Source organism: Trabulsiella odontotermitis, assembly GCF_030053895.1.
Taxonomy (GTDB): domain Bacteria; phylum Pseudomonadota; class Gammaproteobacteria; order Enterobacterales; family Enterobacteriaceae; genus Trabulsiella; species Trabulsiella odontotermitis_C.
Genome location: NZ_CP125781.1, coordinates 930,470 through 947,798, shown reverse-complemented (window position 1 = coordinate 947,798; position 17,329 = coordinate 930,470). Strand labels below are relative to the sequence as shown.

Below are 17,329 nucleotides of genomic sequence, written 5' to 3'. Positions count from 1 at the left end.
CATTAGTCATTATTCGAGCGTTAAGCAATTCAGGACATTATTATGGCTTTTACTCCGTTTCCTCCGCGCCAGCCTTCCGCCTCCGCGCGTCTGCCGCTGACGCTGATGACCCTTGATGACTGGGCGCTGGCGACGATCACCGGCGCGGACAGCCAAAAATACCTGCAAGGTCAGGTCACCGCTGATGTTGATTACATGGCGGAAAGCCAGCATCTGCTGGCCGCACATTGTGACGGAAAAGGGAAAATGTGGAGTAATCTACGCCTGTTCCGTTCCGGTGAAGGTTTTACGTGGATCGAGCGCCGCAGCCTGCGTGACGCCCAGCTCACTGAGCTTAAAAAATACGCCGTTTTCTCTAAAGTTGTGATTGCCCCGGATGACGAACGCGTCTTGTTGGGCGTGGCGGGGTTCCAGGCCCGCGCGGCGCTGGCAAACCTGTTCTCAACGCTACCGGACGCTGACAACCAGGTCACCCGGGACGGCGACACCACCATTTTGTGGTTCGAACTGCCTGTCGAACGTTTCCTGCTGGTTACTGATGCCGCGACGGCACAGCGCGTGACAGACGCCCTGCGTGATGAAGCGCAGCTCAACAACAGCCAGCAGTGGCTGGCACTGGACATCGAAGCCGGGCTGCCGGTTATCGACAGCGCTAACAGCGGTCAGTTTATTCCACAGGCAACAAACCTGCAGGCGCTGGGTGGCATCAGTTTTAAGAAAGGCTGCTACACCGGTCAGGAGATGGTTGCCCGCGCGAAATTCCGTGGCGCTAACAAGCGCGCGATGTGGTATCTGGCAGGCACCGCCAGCCGTGTACCAGACGCAGGTGAAGATCTTGAACTGAAGATGGGTGAAAACTGGCGCCGTACCGGTACCGTGCTCGCCGCCGTTCAACTGGATGACGGACGTTTACTGGTGCAGGTGGTGATGAACAATGATATGGAGCCGGACAGCGTGTTCCGTGTTCGCGACGATGCCAACACATTGAGCATCGAGCCGCTGCCTTATTCGCTCGAAGAGTAAGTTGCCGTCTTACCGGGTCTGCAGGTATTGTAGGCCCGGTAAGCACAGCGCCACCGGGCAATTACGACGACACTTGCCCCACATATAAATAAATCGCCAGGAAATGACAGACGCTACCGCCGAGCACAAATCCGTGCCAGATAGCATGGTTGTACGGGATGCGTTTACTGACGTAAAAAATCACGCCCAGCGAATAGACCACCCCGCCAACCGCCAGCAGCGTCACGCCGCCAACCGCCAGCTTGATTGCCAGTTGATAAACGACGATCAGCGACAGCCACCCCATCGTCAGATAGGTGATTAACGACAACACTTTGAAGCGGTGCGCAATCGTCAGTTTGAAGAGGATCCCCAGCAGCGCCAGGCTCCAGATGACAATCATCAGCCCGCGCGCCAGTGGCGAATCAAGACCCACCAGTAAAAACGGCGTGTAGGTGCCGGCTATCAACAAATAGATGGCGCAGTGGTCGAATTTTTTCAGCCAGATTTTTGCCCGCTGATGCGGAATGGCGTGATAGAGCGTCGAGGCGAGAAACAGCAGGATCATGCTGCCGCCGTACAGGCTGTAGCTGGTTATCGCCATCGCGCTGGCTTTCGCATCTACCGCCTGCACCAGCAGCAACACCAGACCGACGATACCAAACACCAGCCCGATGCCGTGGCTGATGCTGTTGGCAATTTCCTCTGCCAGTGAGTAACCCTGTGTGATTAATGGTTTGCGAACCATGATGAGCTCCGGGAAAACGAATCTACTTTTAACGCTTACATAGCGTAACTGAGAATGATTCCAGTGAACACCTGTTAGCTAAAATAAAACCGTTATCTTTTGTAACCACTATAAAATCATATTGTTACAATCAGATTTCAACGCACACACGTTCCTTTTTTTGTAAAGCTTTTGAATTCAATGGCATAAAAAAGCCGGGTAACGATTACCCGGCTCACTGTCAGTGCGACGTAATTACTGGTATTCGCTCATCGGTACGCAGGAGCAGAACAGGTTGCGGTCGCCGTAAACATCGTCCAGACGTTTTACCGTCGGCCAGTATTTGTTGGCGAAACCTGCCGGGAACACCGCCTGCTCGCGGGTGTAACCATGATCCCACTCGGCCACCAGCTCGCGCTGGATGTGCGGCGCGTTAACCAGCGGGTTGTCTTCCAGCGTCCACTCACCCTGCTTCACGCGATCGATTTCGCTGCGAATCGCCAGCATTGCATCAATAAAGCGGTCCAGCTCAACTTTACTTTCCGATTCCGTCGGCTCCACCATCAGCGTTCCCGCCACCGGGAAAGACATGGTTGGCGCGTGGAAACCGTAGTCGATCAGGCGCTTGGCGATATCCAGTTCGCTGATGCCGGTCTCTTCTTTCAGCGGACGAATATCGAGAATGCATTCGTGCGCCACGCGACCATCGCGACCAGTGTACAGGACCGGGAACGCGTCTTTCAGGCGGCTGGCAATGTAGTTGGCGTTGAGGATCGCCATCTGGCTCGCCTGCTTCAGCCCTTCGGCGCCCATCATGCGGATATACATCCAGCTGATCGGCAGAATTGAGGCGCTGCCGAACGGTGCCGCAGAAACCGCGCCCTGACGGGTCAGCATGCCTTCAATCTGCACCACGCTGTGGCCCGGAACAAACGGAGCAAGGTGCGATTTCACGCCGATCGGCCCCATGCCCGGGCCGCCACCGCCGTGTGGAATGCAGAAGGTTTTGTGCAGGTTCAGGTGCGATACATCCGCGCCGATGAAGCCAGGCGAGGTGATCCCCACCTGGGCGTTCATGTTGGCGCCATCAAGGTACACCTGACCGCCGAACTGATGCACGATTTCACACACGTCACGGATGGTCTCTTCGTACACCCCGTGGGTGGACGGATAGGTCACCATAATGCAGGAAAGATTTTCACCCGCCTGCTCCGCTTTCGCGCGCAGATCCGCGAGATCGATATTGCCGTTTTTATCACAGGCCACCACCACTACCTGCATGCCCGCCATTTGCGCGGAAGCCGGGTTGGTGCCGTGTGCTGAACTTGGGATCAGACAGATATCGCGATGCCCTTCGTTACGGCTTTCGTGATAATGGCGGATCGCCAGCAAACCTGCGTATTCGCCCTGCGCGCCGGAGTTCGGCTGCATGCAAATAGCGTCATAACCCGTCAGTTTCACCAGCCAGTCAGACAGTTGGCTAATCATCTGCTGGTAGCCTTCTGCCTGCTCCGTTGGACAGAACGGATGCAGTTCGGCGAATTCCGGCCAGGTGATCGGCAGCATTTCTGCGGCAGCGTTGAGCTTCATGGTGCAGGAGCCCAGCGGGATCATCGCCTGGTTCAGCGCCAGATCTTTACGCTCCAGCGAATGCATGTAGCGCATCATCTCGGTTTCGCTATGATAGCGGTTAAATACCGGATGGCTCAGGATTACGTCATTGCGCAGCATCGCTTCCGGAATGGAGCGGCTGTCGTGCGCGACTTCTTTATCCAGCGCGTCGATATTCAGACCGTGGTTATCACCGAGGATCACGCTGAACAGTTTCAGAACGTCTTCGCGGGTCGTGGTTTCGTCAAGCGTGATGCCCACCGCGCCAACGATGTCACTGCGCAGGTTGATTTCAGCGGCTTCCGCACGGGCCAGTACCGTGGCTTTGTCGGCCACTTCCACACACAGGGTGTCAAAGTAGTGGGCAAAACGCAGTTTTTGACCTTTCTGTTGCAGGCCCGCGGCCAGAATATCGGCCAGGCGATGAATACGCCCCGCAATGCGCTTCAGCCCTGCCGGGCCGTGGAACACAGCGTACAGACTGGCGATGTTGGCCAGCAGCACCTGAGAGGTACAAATATTAGAGTTCGCTTTCTCGCGGCGGATGTGTTGCTCGCGGGTCTGCATCGCCATGCGCAGCGCGGTGTTACCGGCAGCATCTTTCGATACGCCAATAATACGACCAGGCATGGAGCGTTTGAATTCATCTTTAGCAGCAAAGAAAGCCGCGTGCGGGCCGCCGTAGCCCATCGGTACGCCGAAACGCTGAGCGGAACCGAACACGATATCCGCGCCCTGTTTCCCCGGCGCGGTCAGCAGCACCAGCGTCATTAGATCAGCGGCGACGCTGACCACCACCTTGCGGGATTTCAGCTCAGCAATCAGCGCACTGTAGTCGTGAATCTCCCCGGTGGTGCCGACCTGTTGCAGCAACACGCCAAACACGTCCTGGTGATCCAGCACTTTGTCGGCATCATCAACAATCACGTCAAAACCGAAGGTTTCCGCGCGAGTACGCACCACGTCCAGCGTCTGCGGGTGCACGTCGGCGGCAACGAAGAAACGGTTGGCGTTTTTCAGTTTACTGACGCGTTTGGCCATCGCCATCGCTTCTGCCGCAGCGGTGGCTTCATCGAGCAGCGAGGCGGAAGCGATATCCAGCCCGGTCAGATCCAGCGTAACCTGCTGGAAGTTGAGCAGCGCTTCCAGGCGGCCCTGTGACACTTCCGGCTGATACGGGGTGTAAGCGGTATACCAGCCCGGATTTTCCAGCATATTACGCAGGATCACCGGCGGCAGCTGCACGGCGGTGTAGCCCATGCCGATATAAGACTTAAAGCGCTTGTTACGACCGGCGATGGCTTTCAGTTCTGCCAGCGCCGCGAATTCGGTTGTCGACTCCCCCACCTGCGGCGGCGTGGCGAGCTGGATGTCTTTTGGCACGATCTGGCTGATAAGATCGTTTAACGAGTCGGCACCAACGGTTTTCAGCATCTCCTGCTGTTGCTGGGGATCCGGGCCAATGTGACGTTCAATAAATGCGCCGCGATTTTCAAGCTGGCCTAAAGTCTGTGTCATGAGCGATGGTCCTGAAACGTGCAGTGAATCGTGATTGTCTGTAACAGAATTGCCCGGTGGCGCTGACGCTTACCGGGCCTACGTTCGCGCAGTAGGCCGGATAAACGCAGTGCCATCCGGCAAGAAAAGGTGTTACTCGTCTTCCAGTAAAGCTTCGTACGCGGTGGCGTCCAGCAGATCAGCAATCTGGGATTCGTCGCTGGCTTTGATTTTGAAAATCCAGCCTGCGGTATACGGCTCGCTGTTCACCAGTTCCGGGGCGTCGTTAAGTTCTTCGTTAACGGCAATGATTTCGCCGCTGATCGGCGCATAAATATCAGACGCCGCTTTGACCGATTCGGCCACAGCACAGTCATCGCCCGCATCAACCGTCTTACCGACATCCGGCAGATCGACGAAAACCATATCGCCCAGCAGTTCCTGCGCATGTTCAGTGATACCAACGGTGTAGGTGCCATCCGCTTCTTTACGCAGCCATTCGTGTTCTTTGCTGTATTTCAGTTCTGCAGGTACATTGCTCATTCACATTTCTCCAGAAAAAATAAGGGATTACACAACAGCTTTACCATTGCGTACAAAAACAGGTTTCGTCACTTTGACCGGCATTTCGCGGTTACGGATTTGCACCACAGCGCTGTCGCCAATGCCCTGCGGTACACGCGCCAGCGCAATACTGTAGCCCAGCGTCGGTGAGAAAGTGCCGCTGGTGATCACGCCTTCTTGCTGATTGCCCTGAGCGTCGGTAAAGCGTACCGGCAGTTCGCCGCGCAGAACGCCTTTTTCGGTCATCACCAGGCCGACCAGTTGTTCGGTGCCTTTTTCACGCTGTGCTTCCAGCGCTTCACGACCGATGAAATCGCGATCAGCCGGTTCCCAGGCGATGGTCCAGCCCATGTTGGCGGCCAGCGGAGAGACGCCTTCGTCCATCTCCTGACCGTACAGATTCATCCCGGCTTCCAGACGCAGCGTATCGCGCGCACCAAGACCACACGGCTTCACGCCCGCTTCCACCAGCGCACGCCAGAAATCTGCCGCTTTCTCGTTCGGCATGGCAATTTCGTAACCCGCTTCACCGGTATAGCCGGTAGTGGCGATAAACAGATCACCCGCCTGCACGCCAAAGAACGGCTTCATGCCCTCGACGGTTTTACGTTGTGCGTCACTGAACAGGCTGGCGGCTTTCGCCTTTGCATTTGGCCCCTGCACGGCGATCAGCGACAGATCATCACGTACGGTGATGTCGATGGCGTAAGGTTCTGCGTGTTGGGTGATCCAGGCGAGGTCTTTTTCGCGGGTCGCGGAGTTAACGACAAGGCGGAAAAAATCTTCCGTAAAGAAGTAAACAATCAGGTCATCAATGACGCCAGCAGAGGCATTGAGCATGCCGGTGTAGAGTGCTTTTCCGGGGATAGTGAGTTTAGCGACATCGTTCGCCAGCAGGTAACGCAGAAACTCCCGGGTCCGGCTGCCGTGAAGATCGACAATAGTCATATGGGATACGTCGAACATACCGGCATCGTTGCGAACGGCGTGGTGCTCGTCAATCTGGGAGCCGTAGTGCAGCGGCATCATCCAGCCATGGAAATCCACCATGCGGGCGCCACACTGCGAGTGTTGATCATACAAAGGCGTCTGTTGAACCATCTTTTCCTCGTTGAATAAGCAAGGTCAGCCTGTTTTTACGGCGTCTTTTTTCACCGCAAAACCCGTCGTCGACGCCACTCCCGCGCATCGACGCAAACGTTCTCTTTCACCTGAACTTACCACTGAACCCGGTGGTAAACCATAAGGCAAAACGGGTCATCACATTAGCTTATGACCAAAATGAGCAAGAAACCCTACAGAGTTATCCACTAGAAAAATGCGATTAGTACCACATAAAATTAACATTTCGTGTTTGACGCAAGGATAAGGTGACAGTTTATGCGGAAATGCGGGCCAAACTCACGCAACGCGGAATTTCACGCATTACAAAAACTAATGCGAAAAAAGGCGTGAAATTAGAATATTTCAAACGAGGGGGAAATGTCCCGGCACGATGGCCGGGAAGAGAAGTGTGACGGAGTTAACGTAACCAGTCGGGGAGATCGTTCAGCCCCATCGCCTGGCGAATCAACTGCGGTTTGACGCCGGGAAGGGTGTCGGCCAGTTTAAGGCCGATGTCGCGCAGCAGTTTCTTCGCCGGATTCTCACCCGCGAACAATTCGCGGAAACCCTGCATCCCCGCCAGCATCAGCGCGGCGCTGTGTTTACGGCTGCGCTCATAGCGGCGCAGGTAAAAATGTTGCCCTACGTCTTTGCCTTCGCGATGCAACCGCTTCAGTTCATCAATCAGTTCCGCTGCATCCATAAATCCAAGGTTAACCCCCTGCCCGGCCAGCGGATGGATGGTGTGTGCCGCGTCTCCGACCAGTGCCAGACGATGTGCCGCGAACTGGCGGGCATAACGCCCGGTCAGCGGGAACACCAGGCGATCGCTTTCCAGCTGGCATAAGCCCAGACGGTTATCGAAAGCAATCGTTAATGCCTGATTAAATTCCGCTTCGCTCACCTGCTGCATGCGTTCTGCTTCCTGGGGCGACAACGACCAGACGATCGAACATAAATGCGGATCGCGCAGCGGCAGAAACGCCAGGATCCCTTCGCCGTGGAAAATCTGCCGGGCAATAGCCTGATGCGGCTCCGCCGTGCGGATCGTGGCGACCAGCGCATGATGACGATAATCCCAGGAGGCCAGCGGAATATCGGCGTTATTGCGCAGCCAGGAATTTGCGCCGTCCGCGCCCACCACCAGCCGTGCCGTCAGCATGCTGGCGTCTTTCAGGGTAATAAAGGCTTCGTTTTCGCCCCATGCCACCTGCTTCACCTCAGCTGGCGCCAGCAGGGTGACATCGCTGCACTGCTGCGCTTTTTGCCACAGCGCATAGTGAATCACGGTGTTTTCAATGATATGCCCGAGGTGGCTGAAGCCCATACTGACATCATCAAATTCAATACGGCCAAAACTGTCTTTGTCCCACACTTCCATGCCGTGATAACGGCTGGCGCGCGTCGCCTGAATGGCCGGCCACACACCCAGGTGCGAAAGCAGCTTTTCACTGGCGGCGTTAATGGCGGAGACACGCAGCGCAGGCGGCGCATCAGCGTTCAACGGCTGCGGCGCATTCTGTTCCAGCACCGCCACACGCAGGCCGCTGCCCTGTAAACCACAGGCGACCGCCAGCCCTACCATGCCACCGCCGACGATAGCAACATCAACACTTTGCACTTTATGACTCCTTATCTCGCCACCATGCCAAGGGTACGCTGAGCCAGCGCATCACGCGCCGGGGTGAATAATTCCATCGCCATCAAGCCGATATTTCGCCCGACCACCAGCGGTGCCCAGCGGTTGGCAAACACATGCACTAACCCGTCGGTGACGCCAATGGTGGCGGATTTGTCTTCGCCACGACGCGCCTGATAACGGCAAAGCAGCGAATAATCGCCGGGGTCAACGGACGGCGCGACCATTTCCGCCAGCGTCATCACGTCGCGCAAGCCGAGATTGAACCCCTGCCCCGCGATAGGGTGCAGTGTTTGCGCGGCGTTTCCGACCAGCACGAGGCGGTGCGAAATGGCGCGTTCTGCCGTGGTGAGCGTGAGGGGATAACCGGTGCGTTGCCCGGCGTGAGTGATTCGCCCCAACCGCCAGCCAAACGCGGACTGTAATTCATCGCGGAAGCGCGCATCTGACCAGTCCAGTACCTCGTCGTGTTTATCAAGCGGATGGCACCACACCAGCGAACAACGGCCTTCTGACATCGGCAACATGGCGAGCGGGCCAGATTTGGTAAAACGTTCAAAAGCGCGGCCATTATGAGCGAGCGAGGTGTTGACGTTGGCGATCACCGCCAGTTGCTCGTAGGGTTGCTGTTGCCAGTGAATGCCGCACTGTTCGCCCAGCGCCGACCGTGAACCATCGGCGGCGACCAGCAGTTTCCCCTGCAGGGTTTCGCCGGTATCCAGCGTCACGCTCACGCCCGTTTCGCTGCGGGTAAACTGCTCAACACGCGCCGGGCAGTGCAGGGTTACGCCGCGCGCTTTGCGCAACAGGGCAAACAGCCGCAGTCCGACGTCATGCAGTTCAACCACCTGCCCGAGCGCCGGAAGAGAGTAATCTGCCGCCTCCAGCGTGACAAACCCCGCGTGCCCGCGATCGCTGACATGAACAGTGTTGATCGCCGTGGCGCAATCACGCAGCGCCTGCCAGATACCGACGCGATCCAGTTGCTGACAAGTGCCTGCCGCCAGTGCAATCGCGCGGGCGTCAAAGCCCGGATGCTGCTGGCTTTCCGGGGTGACGGCTTCCACCAGATGCACCGGCATTTTGCCGCCGCTGAGTTGTGAGACAGCCAGCGCCAGCGTGGCGCCATTCATTCCACCGCCAACAATGATGATGCTCATGATCTTCTCGCCGCCGCCATCAGCGCCTCGATGTCATCGGCTTTTTTGACCACACTGGCGGTCAGATTCTCATTGCCGTTTTCGGTTATCACGATGTCATCCTCGATACGAATGCCGATACCGCGATACTCCGCCGGGACGTCAGCGTCCGGGGCGATGTACAGCCCCGGCTCGACGGTCAGCACCATGCCGGGCTCCAGCACCCGCGAGCGATCAGTGCCGTAGACGCCCACATCGTGAACGTCCAGCCCCAGCCAGTGGCTCAGGCCGTGCATGAAGAATTTGCGGTGCGCGTTTTCGGCGATCAGCGTCTCGACGTCGCCTTTCAGAATACCCAGTTTCACCAGACCGTGGATCATAATGCGCACCACTTCGCCGGTCACGTCCTGCATGGAAGTTCCCGGGCGATAGAGCGTCAGTGCCGTCTCCAGCGATTCCAGTACGATGTCGTAAATCGCCCGCTGGGCGGGAGTGAATTTGCCGTTCACCGGGAACGTACGAGTGATATCGCCTGCGTAACCTTTGTACTCGCAACCGGCGTCAATCAGAACCAGATCGCCATCGCGCAGTTCCGATTCGTTTTCGGTGTAGTGGAGAATGCAGCCGTTGTCGCCGCCGCCAACGATAGTGTTATAAGACGGGTAACGCGCACCGTGGCGGGTAAATTCATGGTGAATCTCGCCTTCCAGTTGATATTCAAACATCCCCGGGCGGCATTTTTCCATCGCCCGGCGATGGGCCAGAGCGGTGATCTCTCCCGCACGGCGCATCACGGCAATCTCTTCTTGCGACTTGAACAGACGCATTTCATGCACCAGCGGACGCCAGTCGATGACACACGCCGGGGCGCTCAGATTCTGGCGGGAGCCTTTGCGGAGCTTATCAAGCGCGGTAAAGACAATGTCGTCCGCATACGCGTATTCGCCCTGGGCGTGGTAAATCGCGTCCAGGCCGTTCAGCAGTTGATACAGGTGCTGATTGATTTCGCTGAACGCCAGCGCGCGGTCAACACCGAGTTTCGCCGGGGCCGCCTCCTGGCCGAGACGACGACCAAACCAGATTTCAGCGGTCAGATCACGTACGCGGTTGAACAGCACACTGTGGTTGTGGGTGTCATCACTTTTAATCAGCACCAGCACCGCTTCCGGCTCGTTGAAACCAGTGAGATACCAGAAGTCGCTGCTCTGACGGTACGGATATTCGCTGTCCGCGCTGCGGGTCGCTTCCGGCGCGGCGAAAATCAGCGCCGCGCTGCCTGGCTGCATTTGCGCTAACAATGCCTGACGGCGGCGATCAAACTCTTGCTGTGTCATGACGACCTCCTGAGCAATGTTCGTTTAGTGCAGAGTCGGTTTGCGGACTTCCGGCGCGGTCGGTTGCGGATGCGTGAACGTGTCGTGGCACAACAACGCGGCAACGCGTACGTATTCCACGATCTCTTCGAGCGACATCTCCAGCTCTTCCTGGTCTTCATCTTCGTCGTAACCGAGCTGGGCAATGTTGCGCAGATCGTCAATCGCTTCGCCGGTCTCGCCTTTTATCTTATCGAGACGCGGCTGCGTGACGCCGAGGCCCAGCAGGAAATGATTAACCCATCCGGCCAGCGCATCGGCGCGATCAAACACCGACACGTCGTCGCCATCAGGCAGATAAAGCTGAAAAAGGAAGCCTTCGTCTTCCAGCGCATCGCTGGTGGCGGAGTGCAGATTACGCAACGCCTGTGACAGATCATGGCCGAAAGCCAGGCCTTCGTTGGTCAGATCGTGGAGAAGCGGCTGCCAGCTGCTGTCCTTGGTTCCGCCACAGAGTATCCCGCTGATGAGACCGTGCATTTCGGCGGGAGTCAGGCCCACTCCCTGTTGGTTCAGTAACTGGTTAACGTCGTTGTAACCAGGCATTTCGTTCTGTATAGACATGCGCATTCATCGTCGTTGGGAGGAATATCATGTTATGCTACCACTTTGGACCCTGGTGATACCAGAAAAGGGCTTGTATCATCACACCAGGGTAGCTATAGTGTCGCCCCTTCACAGACCCGGGTTTGGGTGTGAAGGCCGCGCAGTTAATTAGCAGGAAGGTGGCATGTCTGCACAACCCGTCGATATCCAAATTTTTGGCCGTTCACTGCGAGTGAATTGCCCGCCTGAACAAAGGGATGCCCTGAATCAGGCCGCGGACGATCTAAATCAGCGGTTGCACGATCTGAAAGAACGCACTAGAGTCACAAATACTGAACAGCTGGTTTTCATCGCCGCACTGAACATCAGCTATGAGTTAACGCAAGAAAAAGCAAAGACCCGTGATTACGCCGCCAGCATGGAACAGCGTATTCGGATGCTACAACAGACCATTGAACAGGCATTGCTTGACCAGGGTCGCATAACCGAAAGAACGGGGCAAAAGTTTGAATAACACTTCATGGTTAACTGTGGTAGAGTGACCCTGAAGACAAAAATTTCTCTGAGATGTTCGCAAGCGGGCCAGTCCCCTGAGCCGATATTTGAAACAACAAGAATGCGACGCTCCATGGTCGGTGCGCATGCTCGGTTAGTCCGAGAAGCCTTAAGACTGTGACGACGTATTCACCTTGAACCACGGGTTCAAGGGTTACAGCCTGCGGCGGCATCTCGGAGATTCCCTCTCTTCCAAGCGCCCATGACTCAACTCCCTGAAACACCCTTATCCAGACAAGACATCCGCCAGCACATCCGGCAACGTCGTCGCGCATTGACCTCGCAACAACAACAGCATTTCGCCCAACAGGCTGCCGCCCGCATGATGGCGTATTCGCCCGTGGTGATGGCGCATACCGTCGCGCTGTTTCTCTCTTTTGATGGTGAACTGGATACGCAACCGCTGATTGAACAACTCTGGCGCGCCGGAAAACGCGTTTACCTGCCGGTGCTCCATCCGTTCAGCCCGGGTAATCTGCTGTTCCTGCACTATCATCCGCACAGCGAGCTGGTGGTCAATCGTCTGAAAATCCAGGAGCCGAGACTCGACGTGCGCGACGTGTTGCCCCTGAATCGCCTTGATGTGTTGATAACCCCGCTGGTGGCGTTTGATGCCGAAGGCCAGCGCCTGGGCATGGGCGGCGGTTTTTACGACCGCACACTGCAATGCTGGCAACAGCATGGTCTGCACCCGGTGGGTTACGCCCATGATTGTCAGCAGGTGGATGCCCTGCCGACAGCGCAATGGGATATCCCCCTGCCCGCCGTCGTTACGCCATCAAAGCTGTGGCTGTGGCCTGAATCGGGTCAACGCTAAAAGGGATCGCCAACGCGATCCCTTTTTCTATCAGAACAGTAAACGTGCGCGAATAGTCCCTGGAATGGCCTTCATGCTCAGCAACGCTTTTTCCGCCACGTCTTCATCCGCTTCGATGTCGATAACTACGTAGCCCATCTGCGCGTTAGTTTGCAGGTACTGTGCGGCAATGTTGACGCCCTGCTCAGCGAAGATCTGGTTGATGGCCGTCAGCACGCCCGGACGATTTTCGTGAATGTGCAGCAGACGACGACCGCCATGCAGCGGCAAAGACACTTCGGGGAAGTTGACGGCCGACAGCGTAGAGCCGTTGTCGGAGTACTTCGTCAGCTTGCCTGCCACTTCCAGGCCGATGTTTTCCTGTGCTTCCTGGGTGGAGCCGCCGATGTGCGGTGTCAGGATCACGTTATCGAACTCGCTCAGCGGCGATACGAATGGATCGCTGTTGGTGGCGGGTTCTGTCGGGAAGACGTCAATCGCCGCCCCGGCCAGGTGCTTGCTCGCCAGCGCCTCACACAGCGCCGGAATGTCGACCACGGTACCGCGCGCGGCGTTAATCAGCAACGCGCCCGGTTTCATCAGCGCCAGCTCTTTTTGCCCCATCATGTTTTTGGTGGAGGCGTTTTCCGGCACATGCAGCGTGACCACATCGCTCATGTTCAGCAGATCAGAAAGGTGCTGAACCTGAGTGGCGTTACCCAGCGGTAGTTTGTTTTCAATATCATAGAAATAGACATGCATCCCCAGCGATTCCGCCAGAATACCCAGCTGCGTACCGATATGGCCGTAGCCGATGATGCCGAGTTTTTTCCCACGCGCTTCGAAGCTGCCAACGGCCTGTTTGTTCCACACGCCGCGATGCGCTTTTGCGTTCGCTTCCGGCACGCCGCGCAATAGCAGCAGTAGCTCGCCAATCACCAGTTCCGCCACGGAACGCGTGTTCGAGAATGGCGCGTTGAATACCGGGATACCACGTTTTGCCGCCGCGTTGAGATCCACCTGGTTGGTGCCGATACAGAAACAACCCACAGCGACCAGTTTTTCTGCCGCCTGGAAAACCTCTTCCGTCAGGTGCGTACGGGATCGCAGGCCGATGAAATGCGCATCACGGATCGACGCCTTCAGTTGCTCGTTATCAAGCGCGCCTTTATGAAATTCGATGTTGGTGTAGCCAGCCGCACGCAGGTTATCCAGCGCCTTCTGGTGCACCCCTTCGACCAACAGAAACTTAATCTTGTCTTTTTCCAGTGATACCTTAGCCATTTCCTCGTCCCGTCTTTTTCTTTCTGATGTTGCTTTCTGATGTTGTGTTGGACAAAAGTCCACCTAAGCAACATATCAAAAATAATTATCGCGGCAATATGAACGTTTGCGTCGGCAATTTGAAGAAATGTCATGCAGCGGGAAAAGGCAGGACAAAATGCTGGGGCTGAGAAATATGACAGTACGATTAACAGACTCGACCGTGAGATGTGACACAAGTCACTAAAATGGGAAGATAGAAATTTTTTTACGGGAGGACGTTTGCCTCCCGTCAGATCATTTCACGATGGTTTTAACGCCATCAGCGGTGCCGATCAGCGCGACGTCCGCACCACGGTTGGCAAACAGCCCGACAGTCACCACGCCAGGAATGCCGTTAATGGCGTTTTCCATCGCGACAGGGTCGAGGATTTCCAGACCATGCACATCGAGGATCACGTTGCCGTTATCGGTTAACACGCCCTGACGATATTCCGGGCGACCGCCCAGTTTGACCAGCGCACGTGCGACGGCGCTGCGAGCCATTGGGATCACTTCCACTGGCAGCGGGAAATTGCCGAGGATCGCCACCTGTTTGGACGCATCGGCAATACAGATAAATTTATCGGCCACGGAGGCGATGATCTTTTCACGGGTCAGCGCCGCGCCGCCGCCTTTGATCATCTGCATGTGGTCGTTGATTTCGTCCGCGCCATCCACGTAGATGCCGAGCCTGTCCACTTCGTTGAGATCAAAAACGGTGATCCCGAGGCTTTTCAGCTTTTCGGTTGAAGCGTCCGAACTGGAAACCGCGCCTTCAATCTGCCCTTTCATGGTGCCGAGCGCATCAATAAAATGCGCCGCCGTCGAGCCCGTGCCCACGCCCACGATAGTGCCCGGTTGTACATATTGAAGGGCTGCCCAGCCTACTGCTTTTTTCAGTTCATCCTGCGTCATGATGTTACCCAAGGAGTGAGTGGTGCGCGCATTATAGATCATCAGCAAACGCCTTGTGATCTGCGAGGTCACCAATTTGGTCTGTATCAAAAACAAAATTATGTCATAGTGCGAGATAAAGACTTCACAGGAGTTAGCCAGATCCGATGAAACGACCTGACTACAGAACACTACAGGCGCTGGATGCCGTCATCCGGGAACGTGGCTTTGAGCGCGCGGCGCAGAAGCTGTGCATCACGCAATCCGCTGTCTCGCAGCGCATCAAGCAGCTTGAAAACATGTTCGGGCAGCCGTTGCTGGTGCGCACCGTGCCGCCACGCCCGACCGAGCAGGGGCAAAAGCTGCTGGCGCTGTTGCGTCAGGTTGAACTCCTTGAAGAGGAGTGGCTGGGCGATGAGCAAATCGGCTCCACCCCGCTGCTGCTGTCGCTGGCGGTGAACGCCGACAGTCTGGCGACCTGGCTGTTGCCCGCGCTGGCGACCGTGCTGGCCGACTCCCCGATCCGCCTGAATCTGCAGGTGGAAGACGAAACCCGTACTCAGGAGCGCTTGCGTCGGGGAGAAGTGGTGGGCGCGGTGAGTATTCAGCCGCAGGCGCTGCCAAGCTGTCTCGTCGATCAACTGGGCGCGCTGGATTATCTTTTTGTCGCCTCAAAGCCCTTTGCGCAACGCTATTTCCCGAACGGCGTAACGCGTTCAGCCCTGCTTAAAGCGCCTGCCGTGGCGTTTGACCATCTTGATGATATGCATCAGGCATTCCTGCAACAGCATTTCGATCTGCCGCCAGGCAGCGTGCCGTGCCATATCGTCAATTCATCGGAAGCTTTCGTGCAACTGGCGCGCCAGAGCACCACCTGCTGTATGATCCCGCACCTGCAGATCGAAAAAGAGCTGGCGAGCGGCGAGCTTATCGATTTGACGCCTGGTCTGTTCCAGCGCCGGATGCTCTACTGGCACCGTTTTGCGCCAGAAAGCCGTATGATGCGCCGGGTCACCGATGCGCTGATCGACTACGGGCATAAGGTATTAAGACAGGATTAAAAAAGGCCGGGGTTCCGGCCTTTTTCATTTAAGGGATCTTACTGTGCTTTTGGCTGCTGCGTTGCAGCCGTTGCACCAGCAGGCTCCAGCTGGAAGACCACATCGACCTGGTCGTCGAACTGGATCGTCGGCTGTTCATACGTTTCCTGGGCAGATACCGGCGCGGCATCTGCTTTCATCATCCGTACCATCGGGCTCGGCTGATAGTTGGAAACGTGATAACGAATGCTGTAAACCGGGCCCAGCTTGCCGTTAAAACCAGAGGCCAGTTGCTGCGCCTGATGCACCGCGTCATCAATCGCCGCTTTACGTGCTTTGTCTTTGTAGGCTTCCGGTTGCGCAACGCCCAGCGATACGGAACGGATCTCGTTCAGCCCCGCTTTCAGCGCGCCATCCAGCAGTGCATTCAGCTTGTCGAGCTGGCGCAGCGTCACTTCAACGGTACGTACTGCACGGTAGCCTTTGAGAATGCTTTTGCCGTTCTGATAGTCGTAATCCGGTTGTGTACGCAGGTTAGCGGAGCTGATGTCCTTTTTCGCGACCCCGTTCTGTTCGAGGAAAGAGAGATACTGCGCAACGCGGTCGTCAGCCTGTTTCTTCGCCGTCGCGGCGTCTTTTGCCGCAATGTTCACTTCAATCGCCAGGGTGGCGATATCCGGCACTGCATCGACACTTGCCGTCCCTGAGGTGACAATGTGCGGACCGTCCGGCAATTCAGTTGCCTGTACCGACATGCCACTTAAACCAATGAATGCCGCAAGGGCCATCACGTTAAACTTCACTGTCGTTCCTCCATGTTACGTTGTTCACCCAAAAACAGGGCGCATGCCAGCAAGCTTAGCTGCAGATAAACAAAAGTCCATCAGATAAGCCTTAGTTGAACAGGGCATGCACGTGCGTAACACCTTCTTTTGCCAGTTGAAACGCGATACACCACATCACCAACCCGACCAGCACATTGATGATGCGCTGCGCTTTTGCCGTCCGCAACCGCGGCGCCAGCCAGGCCGCCAGCAATGCCAGGCCGAAGAACCACAGGAACGAGGCGCTGACGGTACCCATCGCAAACCAGCGTCTGGGGATGGCGTCAAGCTGTCCGCCCAGGCTGCCCAGCACCACGAAGGTGTCCAGATAGACGTGCGGGTTGAGCCAGGTGACCGCCAGCATGGTGGCAATGATCTTCCAGCGCCCCTGCTTCATTATCTCAGCGCTGGCCAGTTCGAGGTTGTTGCTCATGGCGGTTCTCAGCGCGCCAAAACCGTACCACAACAGAAACGCCACACCGCCCCAGGTGACCAGTGCCAGCAGCCATGGCGACTGCATCAGCAACGCGCTGCCGCCAAAAATGCCAGCGCAGATCAGCAGCAGATCGCTCAACGCGCAGAGCAGCGCGATCATGATGTGGTACTGGCGGCGGATCCCCTGGTTCATCACAAACGCGTTTTGCGGGCCGAGTGGCAGGATCATCGCAGCACCAAGAGCAAGCCCTTGAAAATAATAAGATAACACGACAGCT

General features: G+C 56.6%; 16 protein-coding genes and 1 other RNA gene. 5 read left to right on the top strand and 12 right to left on the bottom strand.

The window, feature by feature from the left end; translation table 11 throughout:
- The first annotated feature begins 42 nt into the window (after positions 1-42).
- Entirely contained in the window at positions 43-1,023 is a 981-nt protein-coding gene (ygfZ, locus tag QMG90_RS04680; protein WP_283282798.1) for a tRNA-modifying protein YgfZ, read from the top strand.
- A gap of 61 nt (positions 1,024-1,084) precedes the next feature.
- Here ygfZ and trhA read toward each other — a convergent pair whose 3' ends face one another.
- The 8 genes from trhA to QMG90_RS04640 form a co-directional block, all read right to left on the bottom strand.
- Entirely contained in the window at positions 1,085-1,750 is a 666-nt protein-coding gene (trhA, locus tag QMG90_RS04675) for a PAQR family membrane homeostasis protein TrhA (RefSeq protein ID WP_283282797.1), read from the bottom strand.
- A gap of 234 nt (positions 1,751-1,984) precedes the next feature.
- A complete protein-coding gene (gcvP, locus tag QMG90_RS04670; RefSeq protein WP_283282796.1) occupies positions 1,985-4,858 on the bottom strand; it encodes an aminomethyl-transferring glycine dehydrogenase in 2,874 nt (957 codons plus the stop codon).
- A 132-nt stretch (positions 4,859-4,990) separates the two neighbouring features.
- The gene (gcvH, locus tag QMG90_RS04665) at positions 4,991-5,380 is read right to left on the bottom strand and encodes a glycine cleavage system protein GcvH (protein ID WP_038158089.1); all 390 of its coding nucleotides are present in this window, start codon (positions 5,378-5,380) and stop codon (positions 4,991-4,993) included.
- Positions 5,381-5,407: 27 nt separating this feature from the next.
- Positions 5,408-6,502, bottom strand: coding sequence for a glycine cleavage system aminomethyltransferase GcvT (gcvT, locus tag QMG90_RS04660; RefSeq protein ID WP_283282795.1), 1,095 nt, complete (start codon positions 6,500-6,502; stop codon positions 5,408-5,410).
- 421 nt (positions 6,503-6,923) lie between these two features.
- Positions 6,924-8,126, bottom strand: a complete 1,203-nt coding sequence (ubiI, locus tag QMG90_RS04655) for an FAD-dependent 2-octaprenylphenol hydroxylase (RefSeq protein ID WP_283282794.1) — start codon at positions 8,124-8,126, stop codon at positions 6,924-6,926.
- A gap of 11 nt (positions 8,127-8,137) precedes the next feature.
- Positions 8,138-9,304: a 2-octaprenyl-6-methoxyphenyl hydroxylase gene (gene ubiH, locus QMG90_RS04650; protein WP_283282793.1), complete on the bottom strand. Its 1,167-nt coding sequence runs from the start codon at positions 9,302-9,304 to the stop codon at positions 8,138-8,140.
- Complete coding sequence (gene pepP / locus QMG90_RS04645; RefSeq protein ID WP_283282792.1) at positions 9,301-10,617, bottom strand: Xaa-Pro aminopeptidase; 1,317 nt, start codon at positions 10,615-10,617, stop codon at positions 9,301-9,303. The genes ubiH and pepP overlap by 4 nt, the downstream gene beginning before the upstream one ends.
- A 24-nt stretch (positions 10,618-10,641) precedes the next feature.
- The gene (locus QMG90_RS04640) at positions 10,642-11,220 is read right to left on the bottom strand and encodes a YecA/YgfB family protein (RefSeq protein ID WP_283282791.1); all 579 of its coding nucleotides are present in this window, start codon (positions 11,218-11,220) and stop codon (positions 10,642-10,644) included.
- Between the two features lie 166 nt (positions 11,221-11,386).
- Here QMG90_RS04640 and zapA point away from each other — a divergent pair, with 166 nt between their 5' ends.
- From zapA to QMG90_RS04625, 3 genes are all read left to right on the top strand, one after another.
- Positions 11,387-11,716, top strand: a complete 330-nt coding sequence (gene zapA / locus QMG90_RS04635; RefSeq protein ID WP_038158105.1) for a cell division protein ZapA — start codon at positions 11,387-11,389, stop codon at positions 11,714-11,716.
- A gap of 42 nt (positions 11,717-11,758) precedes the next feature.
- A non-coding RNA gene (ssrS, locus tag QMG90_RS04630) (6S RNA) lies at positions 11,759-11,942 on the top strand.
- A 17-nt stretch (positions 11,943-11,959) separates the two neighbouring features.
- Entirely contained in the window at positions 11,960-12,574 is a 615-nt protein-coding gene (locus QMG90_RS04625; RefSeq protein ID WP_283282790.1) for a 5-formyltetrahydrofolate cyclo-ligase, read from the top strand.
- A gap of 30 nt (positions 12,575-12,604) precedes the next feature.
- On the opposite strand, the gene serA is transcribed toward QMG90_RS04625, so the two are convergent.
- Positions 12,605-13,837 carry a phosphoglycerate dehydrogenase gene (serA, locus tag QMG90_RS04620; RefSeq protein ID WP_283282789.1) on the bottom strand — a complete coding sequence of 411 codons (1,233 nt, stop codon included), beginning with the start codon at positions 13,835-13,837 and terminating at the stop codon, positions 12,605-12,607.
- 276 nt (positions 13,838-14,113) lie between these two features.
- On the bottom strand, positions 14,114-14,773 hold the full coding sequence (gene rpiA, locus QMG90_RS04615; protein WP_283283885.1) for a ribose-5-phosphate isomerase RpiA: 660 nt from the start codon (positions 14,771-14,773) through the stop codon (positions 14,114-14,116).
- Between the two features lie 146 nt (positions 14,774-14,919).
- Here rpiA and argP point away from each other — a divergent pair, with 146 nt between their 5' ends.
- Entirely contained in the window at positions 14,920-15,813 is an 894-nt protein-coding gene (gene argP, locus QMG90_RS04610) for a DNA-binding transcriptional regulator ArgP (protein WP_283282788.1), read from the top strand.
- 38 nt (positions 15,814-15,851) lie between these two features.
- Here the strand turns inward: argP and QMG90_RS04605 are convergent, their stop codons facing one another.
- Entirely contained in the window at positions 15,852-16,595 is a 744-nt protein-coding gene (locus QMG90_RS04605; RefSeq protein WP_283282787.1) for an oxidative stress defense protein, read from the bottom strand.
- A gap of 91 nt (positions 16,596-16,686) precedes the next feature.
- Complete coding sequence (argO, locus tag QMG90_RS04600; RefSeq protein ID WP_283282786.1) at positions 16,687-17,322, bottom strand: arginine exporter ArgO; 636 nt, start codon at positions 17,320-17,322, stop codon at positions 16,687-16,689.
- Positions 17,323-17,329 lie beyond the last annotated feature (7 nt).